Annotated in this window: 10 protein-coding genes; 9 read left to right on the forward strand and 1 reads right to left on the reverse strand. The window is 55.3% G+C overall.

Going from position 1 to position 16,815, the window contains the following annotated elements; translation table 11 throughout:
* Positions 1–286: 286 nt before the first annotated feature.
* The 9 genes from BLV61_RS15390 to BLV61_RS15430 all read left to right on the forward strand — a co-directional run bounded on the left by BLV61_RS15390 (position 287) and on the right by BLV61_RS15430 (position 14,032).
* The gene (locus BLV61_RS15390) at positions 287–2,047 is read left to right on the forward strand and encodes an N-6 DNA methylase (RefSeq protein WP_090466235.1); all 1,761 of its coding nucleotides are present in this window, start codon (positions 287–289) and stop codon (positions 2,045–2,047) included.
* 452 nt (positions 2,048–2,499) lie between these two features.
* Positions 2,500–3,786 (forward strand): hypothetical protein, encoded by a 1,287-nt coding sequence (locus BLV61_RS15395; protein ID WP_090466236.1) that lies wholly within the window; start codon positions 2,500–2,502, stop codon positions 3,784–3,786.
* Positions 3,787–3,926: 140 nt separating this feature from the next.
* On the forward strand, positions 3,927–4,157 hold the full coding sequence (locus BLV61_RS15400; protein ID WP_090466238.1) for a hypothetical protein: 231 nt from the start codon (positions 3,927–3,929) through the stop codon (positions 4,155–4,157).
* A 181-nt stretch (positions 4,158–4,338) separates the two neighbouring features.
* Entirely contained in the window at positions 4,339–4,593 is a 255-nt protein-coding gene (locus tag BLV61_RS15405; protein WP_090466240.1) for a DUF4258 domain-containing protein, read from the forward strand.
* Between the two features lie 30 nt (positions 4,594–4,623).
* Complete coding sequence (locus BLV61_RS15410; protein WP_090466242.1) at positions 4,624–6,384, forward strand: N-6 DNA methylase; 1,761 nt, start codon at positions 4,624–4,626, stop codon at positions 6,382–6,384.
* A 95-nt stretch (positions 6,385–6,479) separates the two neighbouring features.
* Entirely contained in the window at positions 6,480–8,879 is a 2,400-nt protein-coding gene (locus tag BLV61_RS15415) for a type I restriction-modification system subunit M (RefSeq protein WP_090466244.1), read from the forward strand.
* Positions 8,876–10,117, forward strand: coding sequence for a restriction endonuclease subunit S (locus BLV61_RS15420; protein WP_090466246.1), 1,242 nt, complete (start codon positions 8,876–8,878; stop codon positions 10,115–10,117). The genes BLV61_RS15415 and BLV61_RS15420 overlap by 4 nt, the downstream gene beginning before the upstream one ends.
* 95 nt (positions 10,118–10,212) lie before the next feature.
* Positions 10,213–13,320, forward strand: a complete 3,108-nt coding sequence (locus tag BLV61_RS15425) for a type I restriction endonuclease subunit R (protein WP_090466248.1) — start codon at positions 10,213–10,215, stop codon at positions 13,318–13,320.
* Positions 13,310–14,032: a M48 family metallopeptidase gene (locus BLV61_RS15430; protein ID WP_090466250.1), complete on the forward strand. Its 723-nt coding sequence runs from the start codon at positions 13,310–13,312 to the stop codon at positions 14,030–14,032. Before BLV61_RS15425 ends, BLV61_RS15430 begins: the two co-directional genes overlap by 11 nt.
* A gap of 363 nt (positions 14,033–14,395) precedes the next feature.
* Here BLV61_RS15430 and gyrB read toward each other — a convergent pair whose 3' ends face one another.
* Positions 14,396–16,813 (reverse strand): DNA topoisomerase (ATP-hydrolyzing) subunit B, encoded by a 2,418-nt coding sequence (gene gyrB / locus BLV61_RS15440; protein WP_047535639.1) that lies wholly within the window; start codon positions 16,811–16,813, stop codon positions 14,396–14,398.
* Positions 16,814–16,815 lie beyond the last annotated feature (2 nt).

Raw genomic sequence — 16,815 nt, forward strand, 5'->3', positions numbered from 1 at the left:
CAATGCAATATAATAAAACCAAAACCACTAAAATCTTTAAGACCAGCGGTCATGCGTCCGCTGATATAAAACTCAGCACTTCGCAAAGATGCACTGAATAACAGCGTTAGAAAGGGCGCCATTCAAGTCGGGAAAAGCACCTACACCCCACTGGAAAACGCTAGCCGATCCTTCCCCGATGGCGAGAAGTGTAACCATCTCATAAAAAGTAGTCAATACTTTTTGACTGGCGAAGCGATTGCGACTAGCCTTGTGCGTCTATCTTCTCTACACGCATGTGACGTCTATGACCCGGGACGAGCAAATTTTCAACACATTGGTCGGCGGAGCTACGGCGTTCCCGGCGGCCGACGCGACCCTACTGGCTCTGCAAATCACGGCATGGGCGCGTTTGTCGCGGCTCGGTCAATTGCCCGCCGATCTCAGCTTGTCCAGTCAACGTGAGCTGTCCCCGAACGCGCAAGCAGACAACTTCAGACGTGTGCAACCGTTGATTTCCCCGCAACTGGGTCACACGCTTGCGAAGACCGAACCCACGCTCTCACAGCCCCTGCCGCGGCTGATCGAACAGGCCATGCGGCTGGAGGAGCAAGGGCAGCTGCGCGAGTGGAATGCGGATGATGTGCTGTACTGGTCGTCCGATCGGAACTTGGCACACAGCGCTTACGACCCCAGTCTTGCCAGGTTCCTGGTTTCACTCGCGACCTCAGACTCACCGGCCCAGGTCTACCTACCGTGGGAAAATTCCGGCCAACTGGCGGCGCGCTGTATCCGGAAAAACATTGATTGCTGGACGGAATCCTCCGCGCCAGTGGCGGCAGAACTGGTGCTGGCACAATTGAATGGTGCGCGTCCTGATGTTCACCGGAACGACCCCGTGTTAATGCCCACCTTGACTGAGCAGGGCCAACTCAAAACTTTCCCGGTCAGCCTGTGCATCCTCGAACACGGACGGCGTTACACCGCCACGGATGTGGAACATGATCCACACGCGCGATTTCCGGAAAAGACGCAGTCGAGCATTGTGTTGAACTTGCGGCATCTCCTCGCGCAGACCAGTGGCAAAATCATTGCGGTCGTTCCCAACAGTGTGCTCTTCAATGCGGGCGCTGAACGGTTGCTTCGAGCTGATTTGCTTCAGAAGCGCATGATCCACTCGGTCATTGCTTTGCCGGGCGGGTTGTTTGCCGGATCTGCCGCCGCCGCTTCAGTGCTGATTCTCGATACCGTGACACCGTCCAACACCATTCGATTCGTGAAAGTAACGGATGAGTTCACGGCCAGCGCGCCTAAAAAACGCACTGAGCTGGTCAGACTGCCGGAGCTGCTGCGAACGGTGAGAGATCGCGACAACAATGCCATGGCAGTGAAAATGGCCGTCAACGACATTCCACGGGACGAATGCAACCTGGAAGTGAGTCGCTACTTACTTGACGAGCAGACGCACAAACTGGACGTCCTGCTGGCCACTCAACCCACGACCAATTTGCTCGATCATTTCGAAATCGTTCGCGCCCGCCAGTACGCCACGACCCTACAAGGCGTACCGGTCAAAGAAATTCAGGCGGCGGATCTTCCGGACTACGGCCATGTGCAGGGTGCCAGCAAAGACTCATTGTTCGATCTGAGCACGCCTAAAGCATTGAGCTATTTTATTCAGCGCCACGACGTTCTGCTCTGCATCAAAGGCGCGGTGGGGAAGGTCGGCATCGTGAACTCCGCACCGGACAGCGCTGCCGGAGGCTGGGTCGCCGGCCAGTCGCTGGTTATTTTGCGCGCGCGATCCCCGGGAAAGTACGATCCTGGGGCGCTGATGGTCTACTTACGCTCGCCCATAGGACAAGCCCAACTCAGCCGACTGGTAGTGGGTAGTAGCACGCCCACCCTTCAGGGTTCGGCGCTTAAAGAATTGGTAATCCCGATGCTGAACATCGTGCAACAGGGCATGGCCAGCGAAGCGCTGGAGGAAGAGTCGGCCGTGCAAGGGGAGATTGACCGATTGCGTCAGAAGCAATCGCAAATCGCCTCGGCGCTTTGGTCGCTGTGAGTGCCGGTGGGTGTGAATCCGCCAGCGATGCACTGTACGGTTAACCCCCGTCATCCTGGCGGGGGCACGCTATCTGACACGCATGGGCGTCCGCGCCTCAACCCTCGCCGCAAAAATTTGACCAGTCGCGCGCGGTCTTCTGTGGCGGTAATTCCTATATTCGTAGCCGTAGCCATCCTGCTACTTCTGTAGGAGACACACCATGCAAAAGCACTCACTCGTGATTAACCGCCACATGGCAAAGGGCAACAGCAATAAACCAGCCAGTGGCGGTGCGAAAGGTGGTCCACGGCCGACGGACGCCAACCGGTTCCCAGGAGGAAACTGGCCCAGCAAGGTCCCTGGTGGAAAATCCGGTGGCAATCGTGGGCAGGGACCCAAGGCATAAACGCTTTAAGGATCGTCTTTCGCAGGGATGCGAACCGCCCATGCGTCTTCTGGAGCCTTTGCCCATGATCAGCCCCACCTTCCCAATACCTCCTTACCCACGACTGGGCGAATGCTACCGCTTACTGGCCCGAGCCCTGGATACCAAATCCAGCAACCGCCAGATAGACCGGCTGGCCAGGGAAGGAGATTTTGACTGGCAGCTTATTCCGCAGCTACGTGAAGCGTTCATCTGGGACCCCCTGTCAAAACGGGCCGGTGACACCTTTGCCCACTTCATCATGGCAGCGGTAGAGACCCTTCACGACCGCTATGTCCATTTGGTCAAGTCAATCCCCTTGGACGCGCTGACCCGGCAACAAAGTTTGCCCACGTTAATGATCCACCTGTATGCGCCCTATGCCGCTTCCTGCCTGCTCGCGATGCATAAAGCCCTGCCCAGTCCGCCGATGGTGGCCTTGCTGGACAGTCAGCGGCAAGTAGTCGATGTGGTATTTGATTGGTTTGAAAGCGAGTTGGGTATCCAGCCAAAGCAGCTCGGCCATCATGTATACCCGGACTCAATCGGCATCAACAAAAATGGTCGTCAGGACCTACAGCGTTGGCGAGCCGGGACACAGCTGCCCTCGCTCAACAGCATCGCCCTGATCACTCAAAAACTGTTGAGGCGCTACCCCCACCGAACGCAGTTTATACACGCGGGTCGTGAATGGTTGATCACCGCGCGAATGCTGAGCTATCTGGCCGGGGAGGCTGAGCCTTACGGCAATTTGCGCGACCTCATGTTGCGAGCGGTGCTCAGCAATTTCCCCACGGTGGATATTGGCAAGCTTCTGTCGATGCAAAATATCCAAGCGGCCAAGCAGCAACGCCCGGTGGTTGAAAGCGGGTTGTTGCTGCAAGCTACCTTGCAACGCACGTCCAATAAGCCACCCGGCGCCATGGCCAGTACTCGACGCGCCCTGGATGAGTTTAGGCAACTCTTGAATGCCACCGCTATGGTGGAGAGCAGCAGCTACTATATGGAATGGTTGGAAGGACGCTGGCATGTACTCGCCGGGCAACTGGAGTCGGCCAAAGTCCATTATGAACACGCCGCTGACCTCGCGCTGTACCGCTCGGGGCCCACGCAGAAGGACATTATCCGAGAGGCCCTGCTGCTGGCGGCCTTTCTGGGCGAGCTACCCCTGTATAAACGTCTGAAGCACCGGGCTTTGGCCTTTGACCACAGTTACTTCCCTGGCTGGGAAACGTCGGTGGCCGATGCGCACGAATTGAAGTTAATCGGCAGTAATTTTGAACTGCGTTTTCCGCCACGCGGGCATTTCGTCGAGTCGGCAGGCTGCGTGTAATTGGCAATTACGTTAAATCTGCCCCCATAAGGTGGGCGGGTGCGGTCGACCGTAGCAACGCTACTGGCGACCGAAACCCAGACCTACGCGATACCAGAAAGGTGTGGTCTGGCGTCACGCTGGAATGGGAGGAGCGACTGATGAGGAAAGCCATCGAGCAGGAAGGCCTGACTACGTTGGTCGAGACCGGCGCGGCGCGGGAGTTTCGCGTGCTGCGCAATGGCGAGGCCTGGCGGCTGGAATTGCGCCTTGGCAGCAAGTGGCTACCGGTGCGGTCAAGGCGTGAACCGGTCAGACTCTGGCGCTCACTGACCGCCGTCAGGCGATTCTGTGAAACATTGGGGATCAAGGTGTTGACGGTGGAACTCTAAAGGTATGGCGCCAGCGTATTTCTGACGTACTGACTATTCCTGTGCCTACACAACCAGTGACGGCCTAAACGTACAGACAGAGTAAGCAACACAACAACAAAAAAAGCAATAATTGCTTTATTGACACATGAAGAACTTTTTACTACATTAGGCTCATGGTCAGCCACCAAGAGCACTCTGCATGCACGCCACTCACCACTGCAAAGCCCACCAAGCTCAGAGTGGCATTCCGCTCAAAATGATTGATTGCGTGCTTGCTAACGGCACTGTGGATCAGGACAAGTTCATCATCGGTACCAAGGAAGCCAAGCAACGCCTGGCTGATTTAGAGAACGTAAAGCGCTTACTGATGAAGATCCAAGATAAGGGAGGTGTCGTGGTAGTGGCGGAAGGAGATGCGCTGATTACCACCTACAACTGCACACAACGCGCCTAAACGCCTACTCGACCTCTTTCAGGAAGCAGTATGAACGAAAAGATTTTCACCCAGCTGATGAACTCGATACGTGGACTGGCGTTGACGTCTCATGCCTCCCTATCGCTGATTCTTCAACTGCTGTGCTGGCAAAAGCTGTCCAAAGACCCAACTGTTCCAGTGCAACTCCGCTTCGAGACAGTGGCGGATCAAGGGCTCGTCGAACAAATCGCGGCACTGCGTCAATTACAGCCAGATGCGCCGTTTCCGTTCCTGGACGAAAGTGCCTGGCAGATACATGGGGTGCGTGATCTTTCACCCCTGATACAAAAGATTCGCGCTTTGGAGACTCAAGGTTTACTCGATACCCTGATGATGGATGACATTTCTTTCTGGGCAGCTGACGTTCACACAGAGTTTTTTGGGTACAACCCTACACTGTGTGACCTGCTGGTCGCTCTTTTGGAACTCACCCCACAGCAAACCGTGTACGTTCCTTGGGAAGGGGCTGGGCAGATTGCGGCACGTGTTGTACGACGTAACGCCATGGTTTGGGTTGAGTCCCAGATGCCCACAACGGCTGCGCAAATACTTAGTCTGATCAACACAACTGGCTGGAAGCTGCACCCCACCAACCCAATACAAGCGCCCGCTGCTCTTGAAAAAGGCAAGCTGATCCAGTTTGAAGCGGCAGTCTGTGCTCCCCCCATGGGGCTTCGCTATCCACCAGAGGTTGCAGGAAATGACCTATGGGGACGGTTTGAAGAGAAAACGCCGATTGGTAACGTTCTTCATATCCAACACCTCTTGGCTCAGACCAAGGGCCGTATCGTGGTCACTGTTCCAAATTCCGTGCTGTTCGGTAAAGGTGCGGAAAAACAACTGCGCGAGTATCTGCTTAAGCATGGCTATCTAGACGCCGTCATCGCATTACCTGGCGGCCTCTGTAGCCATATCTCAATCCCACTAACCATTCTTGTATTGAGTAAAAGTCGTCGGACTGACGTCATCCGCTTCGTCAACGCGGACACTGACGAATTCCGTGAGCTTTCGGCGAAAAAGCGTTGTGCGCTGAAGAATATTCCTGATCTGCTGGCATTGATCGCGAACCAGAACACTTCTGCTATTTCGGCCAGCATTCCGATCAGCCAGATTGCTGATAATGACTTCAGCCTTGAGGTCAACCGTTATGTATTAGATGAGTCGGCGCGCAAGCTAAACGAGACACTGACACGTTATGAAACCCGTAAACTGGGCGAACTGTTTGACATCATCCGTCCGCGCCAGCACACGACTGCTTCACGCGGTGTGCAGGTGTGGGAAGTACAGGCTCAAGACATCCCGCAGTACGGCTACATCCAACACGCCAGCAAAGAAACGCAATTTGACCTCGATTCCCCCAAGGCAAATTCATACTTCATCAGGCCTAATGATGTCCTGATGACATTCAAAGGGGTCGTTGGCAAAACAAGCATCGCCGGCATTGTCCCAGACTCAGGGAAGGATGGCTGGATAACAGGTCAGTCTCTGGTGATTTTGCGCAGCCGATTCCCCGAAATCTATCCGCCAAAAGCACTGTTAATTTATCTGCGGTCAGCCATGGGCCAAGGGCTACTGAGCCGCATGGCAGTCGGTGCCTCGATTCCATCACTTCAGCTCTCGGCACTCAAGGAATTGGAAATTCCCATGCCCTCAGTTGAGGTTATGCAGCCGATGGTTCGGGCGTTCGACGAGGAGGCTGAAATCCAGGCTGAAATAGAGCGGCTGCGCACCCGGCAGACTGAGTTATCTAGCGACTTCTGGTCACTCTGATTCGCGCCCGACAAGCGGGAACACTCTTCCTGCTGCGGAGCAGCTGTAGTGCCGAACTTACAAACTTATTATTAAAAACGGACGCAACGAACCATATGGCCATCAAGAAATCCGAACTCTATTCCTCCCTTTGGAAATCCTGCGACGAGCTGCGTGGGGGGATGGATGCCTCGCAGTACAAGGACTACGTCCTCGTGCTGCTGTTCGTAAAGTACGTGTCGGACAAGTACGCCGCTGACCCCAACTCGCTGATCGAGGTGCCGGAAGGTGGCAGCTTCGCCGATATGGTGGCGGCAAAAGGCAAAACTAATGTCGGGGAGAGGCTCAACGAGATCATCGCCAAGCTGGCAGAGGCCAACAACCTCACCGGCGTCATCGACGTGGCTGATTTCGACGATCAGGAGAAGCTCGGCAAGGGCAGGGACATGGTTGACCGCCTGTCCAATCTGGTCTCGATCTTCCAATCGCCCGGCCTGGATTTCCGCAATAACCGCGCCCAAGGCGACGACATCCTCGGTGACGCCTATGAATACCTGATGCGCCACTTCGCCACCGAGTCCGGCAAGAGCAAGGGGCAATTCTACACCCCTGCCGAGGTGTCACGGATCATGGCCCAGGTGATCGGCCTGGCCGGTGCCATCGACAGCAAACAGAGCATCTACGACCCTACCTGCGGCTCGGGCTCGCTGCTGCTCAAAGCCCACGACGAAGCCAAGAGCACCACTGGCCTCGACTTGGCCATCTACGGCCAAGAAATGGACAACGCCACCTGCGCCTTGGCCAAGATGAACATGATCCTGCACGACTGCCCAACGGCTGAAATCTGGCAGGACAACACCCTGTCCGCTCCGCAGTTCAAAGACCCGATGGGCAACCTCAAGCTGTTCGACTTTATCGTCGCCAACCCACCGTTCTCCACCAAAGCCTGGAGCAATGGCTTCAACCCAGCCGAGGACGAGTACAACCGCTTCAGCTACGGCATTCCACCAGACAAGAACGGCGACTACGCTTTCCTCCTGCACATGCTCACCTCACTGAAGAGCACCGGCAAAGCAGCGGTGATTCTGCCCCACGGCGTATTGTCCCGTGGTGGGGCCGAAGGTGTGATCCGCAAGCGCATTCTCCAGCAAGGCTATATCCAAGCCATTATCGGTTTGCCGGCCAACCTGTTCTTCGGCACTGGTATTCCGGCGTGCATCATCATTCTCGACAAAGCTGGCAGCGCTGGGCGCAAAGGGCTGTTCCTGATCGACGCCCGTAAGGGCTTTATCAAGGACGGCAACAAGAACCGCCTGCGCGAACAGGACATCCACAAGATCGTCGACGCTTGCACCCAGCAACGCGAATTGCCCAAGTTCTCACGCCTGGTGCCGCTGGCCGAGATTGAGGCCAACGACTTCAACCTGAATATCCCGCGCTATATCGACACTAGCGAAGCAGAAGACCTGCAAGACATTGACGCCCACCTGTACGGTGGCATACCCGAGCGCGATGTAAATGCCCTGCAAGCCTACTGGGAGGTGATGCCTAACCTGCGCAGTGCACTGTTCGCGCCGCAGCGCCCCGGCTTTCTGCAACTTAAGGTGACGCAGACCGAGATTAAGTCCGGCATCTTTGACCATCCCGAGTTCACCGCCTTCAACCAGACCATCAGCGGCCTGTTCGATGCCTGGCGCAACGAGCACCAGTCACGTATGCAAAATATTGCTGCTGGCGACCGGCCCAAGGCACTGCTCAAAATTTTGGCTGAAGACCTACTACACCGCTTCGAGGCTGCGCCCCTGTTGGATGCCTACGACGTGTACCAGCACCTGCAAGATTACTGGTACACCACGTTGCAGGATGATGTGTACCAACTGGTGATCGACGACTGGCAGTCGCTGATTACGAGTGGCTCTAACATAGGCGAGCCCAATACTGACCTGCTGCCACCTGAACTGATTGTACATCGCTACTATGCCGCTGAAGCAGCAACCATTGCCGAGCTGGAAAACAAACGCGATGCCATTAGCCAAGAGTTGGAAGAGCTGGACGAAGAGCAGGGCGGCGAAGACGGCCCGCTCGCTGAAGGCAAAACCGACAAGGGTAAGCTCACCGCCGCCAGCGTCAAAACCCGACTGAAAACCATCCAAAACGACCTCGACGCAGAAGAGGAACGCCAGGCGTTGGAAAACTGCCTAGCGCTGATAGAGCGCGAAGCCGAGGCCAGCAAAAAGGTCAAAGCCGCACAGAAAGCGCTAAACGCCAAGGTGAAGGCCCACTATGCCCAGCTCAGTGAAATCGAACTGAAAACCCTGGTGGTGGGTGATAAATGGCTCGCCACCCTGCAAGCCGATGTGCAGACCGAACTGAATCGGGTATCTCAGGCCCTAAGTGGCCGTATTCGCCAACTCGCCGCCCGCTATACCACGCCGCTCCCGGCGCTGAATGCTGAGGTAGAAGCACTGACCGCTAAGGTCAATGGGCATCTTGCGAAGATGGGGTTTGTGGTATGAGCGCCGAAATAAAGCCGGGGTACAAACAGACTGAGCTGGGTATGATCCCTGAGGATTGGGATGTCAGGCCGCTCGGGCAATTGGTTCATTCCGTCGAGTATGGCTCCTCAGCCAAATCCTCTTCTACGGGAAAAATTCCTGTCCTCAGAATGGGAAATATACAAGAAGGCAAAATAGACTGGAGTGATCTCGTTTTCACGGACAACGAAAACGAGATCACAAAATATCTTCTTAATCCAGGGGATGTCCTGTTCAACAGGACGAACACTGTTGACCTCGTCGGAAAGACCGCGATTTACAAAGGCGGGAGGCCGAGCATTTTTGCGGGCTATCTAATCAGGATAAAAGAGAAAAAAGATCAGATTGACTCCCGCTATCTGAACTACTTTCTTAACTCTGAACCAGCAAAAAATTATGGCCAGAAAGTACTAAGCGTTGCTGTGGGACAGGCAAACATCAATGGCCAAAAACTTAAGACCTATCCAATTGCACTGCCACCTACAGTTGATGAACAAAATTCTATCGCAACAGCAGTATCTGAGATGGAGGAATTGATCAGCCACCAGAATCAATTGATCACCAAAAAGCGTGATATCCAGCTAGCCGCCATGCAACAACTCCTCACTGGCAAACGCCGTTTGCCGGGGTTTAGTGGTGAATGGAAGGTCAAGCGACTCGGAGACCTTGCTTCATTAAATCGTATCAACGTAACCCCTTTCTCAACGCCGGATAAAGCATTCACGCATTTCAGCTTGCCCGCTTTCGATGAGGGCAAGAGGCCTGTCAAAGAATCAGGAGCGACAATCGGTAGTAACAAATTCGCAGTCCCAGCTGGCGCGGTTCTGGTTTCAAAGCTTAATCCTAGAATTCCTCGTGTATGGCTACCAAAAAACATACCGGCTAATTCCGTAGCTTCAACAGAGTTCTTGGTACTAACACCCAGAGACGGCGTGGTACGCGAGTTTCTATACGTCGCTTGCAAGTCATCGAGCTTTTGCGCACAGATGGAGCTTTCTGCAACAGGAACCACGGGTAGCCATCAGCGCATTAGCCCTACGAGCACCCTTGGCATATTAGTGAACGTGCCTTCTGACAATTCTGAGCAAACCGCCATCGCTGCCGTTCTCTCCGATATGGACACTGAACTCGCCGCCCTCGAAGCCTACCGCGATAAGGCCCGCCAGCTAAAGCAGGGTATGATCCAGGAACTATTAACCGGTCGAATTCGGCTAGCCTGACAGGTGTTGCAAGCATGCTGAATCAGTTAGCCAATTCGAAGCGCATTGTGGATTCATTGCGCCAAAACTCTCGCTAGGAAAAGGATGCGGCCTCAATGAGCACCGTTGGCCAGATCGAAAAAAAGACCCAGCAACGCGTGGCCAAGCTTTTTCAGCAGGCACTTGGCTATGAGCACCTCGGCGATTGGGCCGAGCGCCCGAACAACGCCAATATCGAGACCGACCTGCTGCGTAGCTGGCTACTTGAGCAGGGCGTGGAAGCGAATCTGGCCAGCCGAGCCATCTTCGAGATAAACAAAGCAGCCAATAATGTTAGTAAGGGCCTGTATGACCGAAACAAGGCGGTGTACGAGCTACTGCGCTATGGGGTGAAGATGAAGCCTGAGGTGGGCGAAAACACCCAAACGGTATGGCTAATTGACTGGAAGAATCACAAGCGCAACCACTTCGCCATTGCCGAGGAGGTTACGGTCAACGGGGCTGATGCCAAGGCCCATAGCAAGCGCCCGGATATCGTGCTCTATGTTAATGGCATCGCCTTGGGTGTGCTGGAGCTTAAGCGCTCGAAGGTAGCAGTAAACGAAGGTATCCGCCAAAACTTGGATAATCAGAAGTCCGAGTTTATTCAGCCGTTCTTCTCGACCATACAGTACGTGATGGCCGGCAACGATACCCAGGGCCTGCGCTATGGCACCATCCAGACTGGTGAAAAGTACTACCTCTCCTGGAAGGAAGAAAGCTCGGAGAGCGATACTGCTGAGAACGTGCTGGATCGGCACCTGTTTCAGCTATGCAACAAGGCTCGCTTCCTGGAGCTTATCCACGACTACATCGTGTTCGACAGCGGGGTGAAGAAGCTCTGCCGGCACAACCAGTACTTCGGCATCCGCGAGGCGCAGCGTTACCTGCGCCGGCGCGAGGGCGGGATCATCTGGCATACCCAGGGTTCGGGCAAATCTCTAACCATGGTCTGGCTGACCAAATGGATTCGGGAAAATATCCTGGATTCGCGGGTGCTGATCATCACCGACCGCACCGAACTGGATGAGCAGATCGAGAAGGTGTTTACCGGCGTCAACGAACAGATCGTGCGCACCACCAGCGGCGCTGATCTGATCGACAAGCTCAATCAGCCTTCGCCCTGGCTGTTGTGCTCGCTGATCCACAAGTTCGGTACCCGTGAAGATGCCGATGTGGAAGGTTTTGTAGAAGAGTTACGCAAGAACCTGCTGCCTGACTTCCGGGCTAAAGGCGACATCTACGTGTTCGTCGATGAGTGCCACCGCACCCAGTCCGGCGAGCTGCACAAAGCTATGAAAATGATCCTGCCCAATGCGGTGTTTATCGGCTTTACCGGTACGCCTCTGCTCAAGGCAGACAAGCAGAAAAGCATTGAGGTGTTTGGCCGCTACATCCACACCTACAAATTCAATGAAGCAGTGGCCGATAGCGTGGTGCTCGACCTGCGCTACGAGGCTCGCGACATTGATCAAAACATCTCTTCACAAAAGAAAATTGACCAGTGGTTTGAGGCTAAAACAAAAGGCCTGAACGACGTGGCCAAGGCTCAGCTCAAACAGCGCTGGGGCACCTTGCAAAAGGTACTGTCTAGCCAGTCGCGGCTAGAGAAGATCGTCGCCGACATTTTGCTGGATATGGCCACCAAGCAGCGTCTGGCAGATGGCCGAGGCAATGCCATGCTAGTAACCAGCAGCATCTTCGAAGCCTGCAAGTGCTACGAGCTTTTCAGCAAAGCGGGGATGGGTGACAAATGCGCTATCGTCACCAGCTACAAGCCATCGCCTGCCGACATCAAAGGTGAAGCCACCGGAGAGGGGCTGACCGAGAAGCTGCGCCAGTACGCCATCTATAACCAAATGCTGGGCGGCAAAGACCCGGAGGCTTTCGAGAAGGAGGTCAAGCAGAAGTTCGTAAAAGAACCAGGGCAGATGCGCCTGCTTATCGTGGTGGACAAGCTACTGACCGGCTTCGACGCACCTTCAGCGACCTACCTCTACATCGATAAGCAAATGCGCGACCACGGCCTGTTCCAAGCCATCTGCCGGGTCAACCGCCTAGATGGGGAGGACAAGCAGTACGGCTACATCATCGACTACAAGGACTTGTTCAAGCAGCTAGAAGGAGCCATTGGCGACTACACCAGCGGCGCGCTGGATGGCTACGACGAGGCCGACGTGGCTGGCCTATTGGGAGATCGCCTAAGCAAGGCCCAAGAAGACCTGGAAGATGCCCGCGAGGCGATCAAGGCACTGTGCGAACCGGTGGAGCAACCGAAGGATACGCCAGCTTATATGCGGTTCTTCTGCGGCACTGAGTCAGGTAACACCGAGCAGCTCAAGGCCAACGAACCCAAGCGCCTGAACCTGTACAGGATGACTTCGGCGCTGATCCGCTGCTTCGGCAATATCGCCAATGAGCTGGAAGAGGCGGGCTATACCGCCAAGGAAATTGTAGAGATCCAGACCGAGGTTGATCACTTTTCCAAAGTACGCGATGAAGTGAAGCTCGCCAGCGGCGACTACATCGACCTCAAGGCCTATGAGCCAGATATGCGCTTCTTGATCGACACCTACATTCGCGCCGAGGACAGCGAGAAGATCTCCGCCTTCGACGATATGTCGCTGATTGAACTGATCGTCGAGCACGGTGTGGGTGCAATCGACGCGCTGCCCAAAGGTATCCGCGAAAGCCAGGAGGCCGTGGCCGAGACCATCGAGAACAACGTGCGCAAGTTGATCATCGACGAGTCACCGATCAACCCGAAGTACTACGAGACCATGTCCTCACTGCTCGATGCGCTGATCGCTAAACGCAAGGAGGATGCCATCAGCTATCAGGAGTACCTGGCAGAGGTAGTGGAGCTGACCAAGCAGGCGAAGAATCCCACCAGCGCCAACAGCTATCCTGGCTCTATCAACAACATTGCCCGCAAAGCGCTGTATGACAACTTGGGACAGAATACCGTCCTCGCATTGGCCGTGGACGCTGCCGTGTTGGATAGCCGGCAGGACGACTGGCGCAGCAATGCCATGAAGATCAAACGTGTGCGCCTAGCGATCAAGCACGTGTTGGATCAGTGGGACAAAGACTCCGCTGAAACCCCGGGCGACTACACGGCAGGAGAGGACAACGAGTGGCTGGACGGCTTGTTGGAACTGGTCAAGCATCAGCATGAGTACTGAGTCGCGCAACATCACGGTCAGCGGTTTGATCGTGGAGGTCGTGCGCAAGCCGATCAAAAATCTGCACCTGGGCGTATACCCGCCGCAGGGGCGTGTGCGTGTGGCGGCACCGTTGACGGTAGATGACGAAGCTGTACGCCTGGCAGTGGTCGGTAAGCTCGGCTGGATCAAACGCCAGCGCGCAAAGTTTCAGGCCCAGCCCCGACAATCAGCGCGGCTGATGGTCAGTGGTGAAAGCCACTACTTCCTAGGCCGTCGCTACCGCCTGCGTGTTCATATAACTACTGGGTCACTGCACATAGCTCTCCGCGGTAAGGCCACCATGGATCTGTTCGTGCGCACCGATACCACGGTCGAACGCCGTGAGCAGGTGCTACAGGATTTCTACCGTACCGAACTGAAACGTCTTGTGCCGGATCTGATGGATAAATGGCAGCCGAAGTTAGGAGTTGAAGCGCGCGCTTGGGGCATCAAGCGGATGAAGACGAAGTGGGGCACCTGCAACATTGAAGCCCGGCGCATCTGGCTCAATCTGGAGCTAGCCAAGAAGCCGGTGCAGTGCCTGGAGTACATTCTGGTGCATGAACTGGCTCACCTGCATGAACGCCACCACAACGACAGATTCATCAGCCTGCTAGATCAGCATCTCCCTCAATGGCACCTGTTGAGAGAGCAGCTCAATAGCTCTTACCTTGCTGAAGAGCGCTGGTAACTCCTACTCCCTTGAAACGAAAAGCCCCCGGTGGATTGATCCACCGGGGGCTTTTCGTTTCAGTTTACTTTGTCCGAAAGCGCAAATAACTTTGCCCACCTACAACCAACCAACCAACCAACCAACCAACCAACCAACCAACCAACCAACCAACCAACCAAGGATGCGGTTCCTTTCGATGAAGCCGCAAATGTGTTCCGTCACATCGCCCATAAAAACCCAACAAGGGCTTGGAGCATGGTGTGTATCACTTTGACTAGGCTAGGCCACAAAGAAAAACCCTGACACCAAGGCCAGGGTTTTCTTTAGAAGGCGACAATAACCCGCCCACTTGCGACACTTAATGTGCCCATCGACACTGGATCAGAAGTCCAGGTTGGAAACCGCCAAGGCGTTGCTTTCGATGAAGTCACGGCGAGGTTCGACCGCATCACCCATCAGGGTGTTGAAGATCTGATCTGCACCAATGGCGTCTTCGATGGTGACTTTGAGCATACGGCGCGAACTTGGGTCCATAGTGGTTTCCCACAGCTGATCCGGGTTCATCTCACCCAACCCTTTGTATCGCTGGATGGTGTGGCGCTTGGTGCTTTCAGCCATCAACCACTCAAGGGCTTCCTTGAACTCGGTGACCTGCTTCTTGCGCTCACCACGCTGGATGTACGCGCCATCGTCCAGCAAGGTGCTCAGTTGGGCGCCCAGGGAAACGACGGTTTTATAGTCATTGCTGCCGAAGAAGTCGCGGTTGAAGGTGACGTAGTTCGACAGGCCGTGGGAGATCAACTCGACCTCTGGCAGCCAGACGTTACGCTCACGGTCTTCACGCAGGCTGGCCTTGTAGACCAGGCCGGACTTCTCGACGGTGCGCAAACGCACCTCGTACTGAGCCAGCCAATCCTGCATCGCTGCGTGATCGGAGAGCTGCTCCAGGCTGACGGCCGGCAGGTAGATGAAGTGCTCGGTCAGTTCCTGTGGGTACAGGCGCGAAAGACGCTTGAGGGTCTTCATCACCAGACGGAAGTCATTCACCAGACGCTCGAGGGCTTCGCCGGAGATACCCGGTGCTTCCTCGTTCAAGTGCAGGCTCGCATCCTCCAGGGCCGACTGCGTCATGTACTCTTCCATGGCGTCGTCGTCTTTGATGTATTGCTCTTGCTTGCCTTTCTTGACCTTGTACAGCGGCGGTTGAGCGATATAGATGTAGCCACGCTCAATCAGCTCCGGCAACTGACGGAAGAAGAAGGTCAGCAGCAAGGTACGGATGTGCGAACCGTCGACGTCAGCATCGGTCATGATGATGATGTTGTGATAGCGCAGCTTTTCGATGTTGTACTCGTCGCGACCGATGCCGCAACCCAGCGCAGTGATCAAGGTGCCCACTTCCTGGGAAGAGATCATCTTGTCGAAACGCGCCTTCTCAACGTTCAGGATCTTGCCCTTGAGGGGCAGAATGGCCTGTGTCTTGCGGTTACGACCCTGCTTGGCGGAGCCGCCAGCAGAGTCACCTTCCACGAGGTACAGTTCAGACAGGGCAGGGTCTTTTTCCTGGCAGTCAGCCAGTTTGCCCGGCAGGCCGGCGATATCCAGCGCACCTTTACGACGGGTCATCTCACGAGCCTTGCGCGCCGCTTCACGGGCACGGGCGGCGTCGATCATCTTGCCGACCACGAGCTTGGCTTCGTTCGGGTTTTCCAGCAGGAAGTCGGAGAAGTACTTGCCCATTTCCTGTTCGACCGCGGTCTTCACTTCGGAAGACACCAGCTTGTCTTTGGTCTGGGAGCTGAACTTCGGATCCGGCACCTTCACCGAAATGATCGCCGTCAGGCCTTCACGGGCATCGTCGCCAGTGGTGGCAACTTTATGCTTCTTCGCGAGGCCTTCGGCTTCAATGTAAGTGTTCAGGTTACGCGTCAGTGCGGAACGGAAACCCACCAGGTGAGTACCGCCATCGCGCTGTGGAATGTTGTTGGTGAAGCACAACAGGTTCTCATTGAAGCTGTCGTTCCACTGCAGGGCGATTTCCACGCCGATGCCGTCTTCACGCTGGATGTTGAAGTGGAACACCTGGTTGACCGGAGTCTTGTTGGTGTTCAGGTATTCAACGAACGCACGCAGACCACCTTCGTACTTGAACAGCTCTTCCTTGCCGCTACGCTCGTCCTTGAGGACGATGCCAACACCAGAGTTGAGGAAGGACAGTTCACGAATCCGCTTGGCCAGGATGTCCCAGCTGAAGTGGATGTTCTTGAAGGTTTCGCTGGAAGCCTTGAAGTGGATCTGGGTACCGGTGCTTTCACTGTCACCGACAATCTTCATCGGTTCCTGCGGAACACCATGAACGTAAGTTTGTTCCCAGATCTTGCCACTGCGGCGTACGGTCAGGACCAGCTGTTCGGACAATGCGTTCACAACCGACACACCCACACCGTGCAGACCGCCGGATACCTTGTAGGAGTTGTCGTCGAACTTACCGCCGGCGTGCAGTACGGTCATGATGACCTCGGCTGCCGAAACGCCTTCTTCTTTGTGCACGTCTACCGGGATGCCACGGCCGTTGTCGCGAACGGTGATGGATTCATCCGGGTGGATGATGATGCTGATGTCGTCGCAGTGGCCGGCCAGCGCTTCGTCGATCGAGTTATCGACCACCTCGAACACCATGTGGTGCAGACCACTGCCATCGTCGGTGTCACCAATGTACATACCGGGACGTTTGCGTACGGCATCCAGGCCTTTCAGCACTTTAATGCTCGTTGAGTCGTACGTATTTTCTTCGCTCAATG

This window comes from Pseudomonas mohnii (assembly GCF_900105115.1).
Lineage (GTDB): Bacteria > Pseudomonadota > Gammaproteobacteria > Pseudomonadales > Pseudomonadaceae > Aquipseudomonas > Aquipseudomonas mohnii.

Excerpts from the sequence above, each read along its gene's own strand:
- BLV61_RS15390 (WP_090466235.1), top strand. The coding sequence starts at position 287 with ATGACCCGGGACGAGCAAATTTTCAACACATTGGTCGGCGGAGCTACG.
- BLV61_RS15395 (WP_090466236.1), top strand. The coding sequence starts at position 2,500 with ATGATCAGCCCCACCTTCCCAATACCTCCTTACCCACGACTGGGCGAA.
- BLV61_RS15400 (WP_090466238.1), top strand. The coding sequence starts at position 3,927 with ATGAGGAAAGCCATCGAGCAGGAAGGCCTGACTACGTTGGTCGAGACC.
- BLV61_RS15405 (WP_090466240.1), top strand. The coding sequence starts at position 4,339 with ATGCACGCCACTCACCACTGCAAAGCCCACCAAGCTCAGAGTGGCATT.
- BLV61_RS15410 (WP_090466242.1), top strand. The coding sequence starts at position 4,624 with ATGAACGAAAAGATTTTCACCCAGCTGATGAACTCGATACGTGGACTG.
- BLV61_RS15415 (WP_090466244.1), top strand. The coding sequence starts at position 6,480 with ATGGCCATCAAGAAATCCGAACTCTATTCCTCCCTTTGGAAATCCTGC.
- BLV61_RS15420 (WP_090466246.1), top strand. The coding sequence starts at position 8,876 with ATGAGCGCCGAAATAAAGCCGGGGTACAAACAGACTGAGCTGGGTATG.
- BLV61_RS15425 (WP_090466248.1), top strand. The coding sequence starts at position 10,213 with ATGAGCACCGTTGGCCAGATCGAAAAAAAGACCCAGCAACGCGTGGCC.
- BLV61_RS15430 (WP_090466250.1), top strand. The coding sequence starts at position 13,310 with ATGAGTACTGAGTCGCGCAACATCACGGTCAGCGGTTTGATCGTGGAG.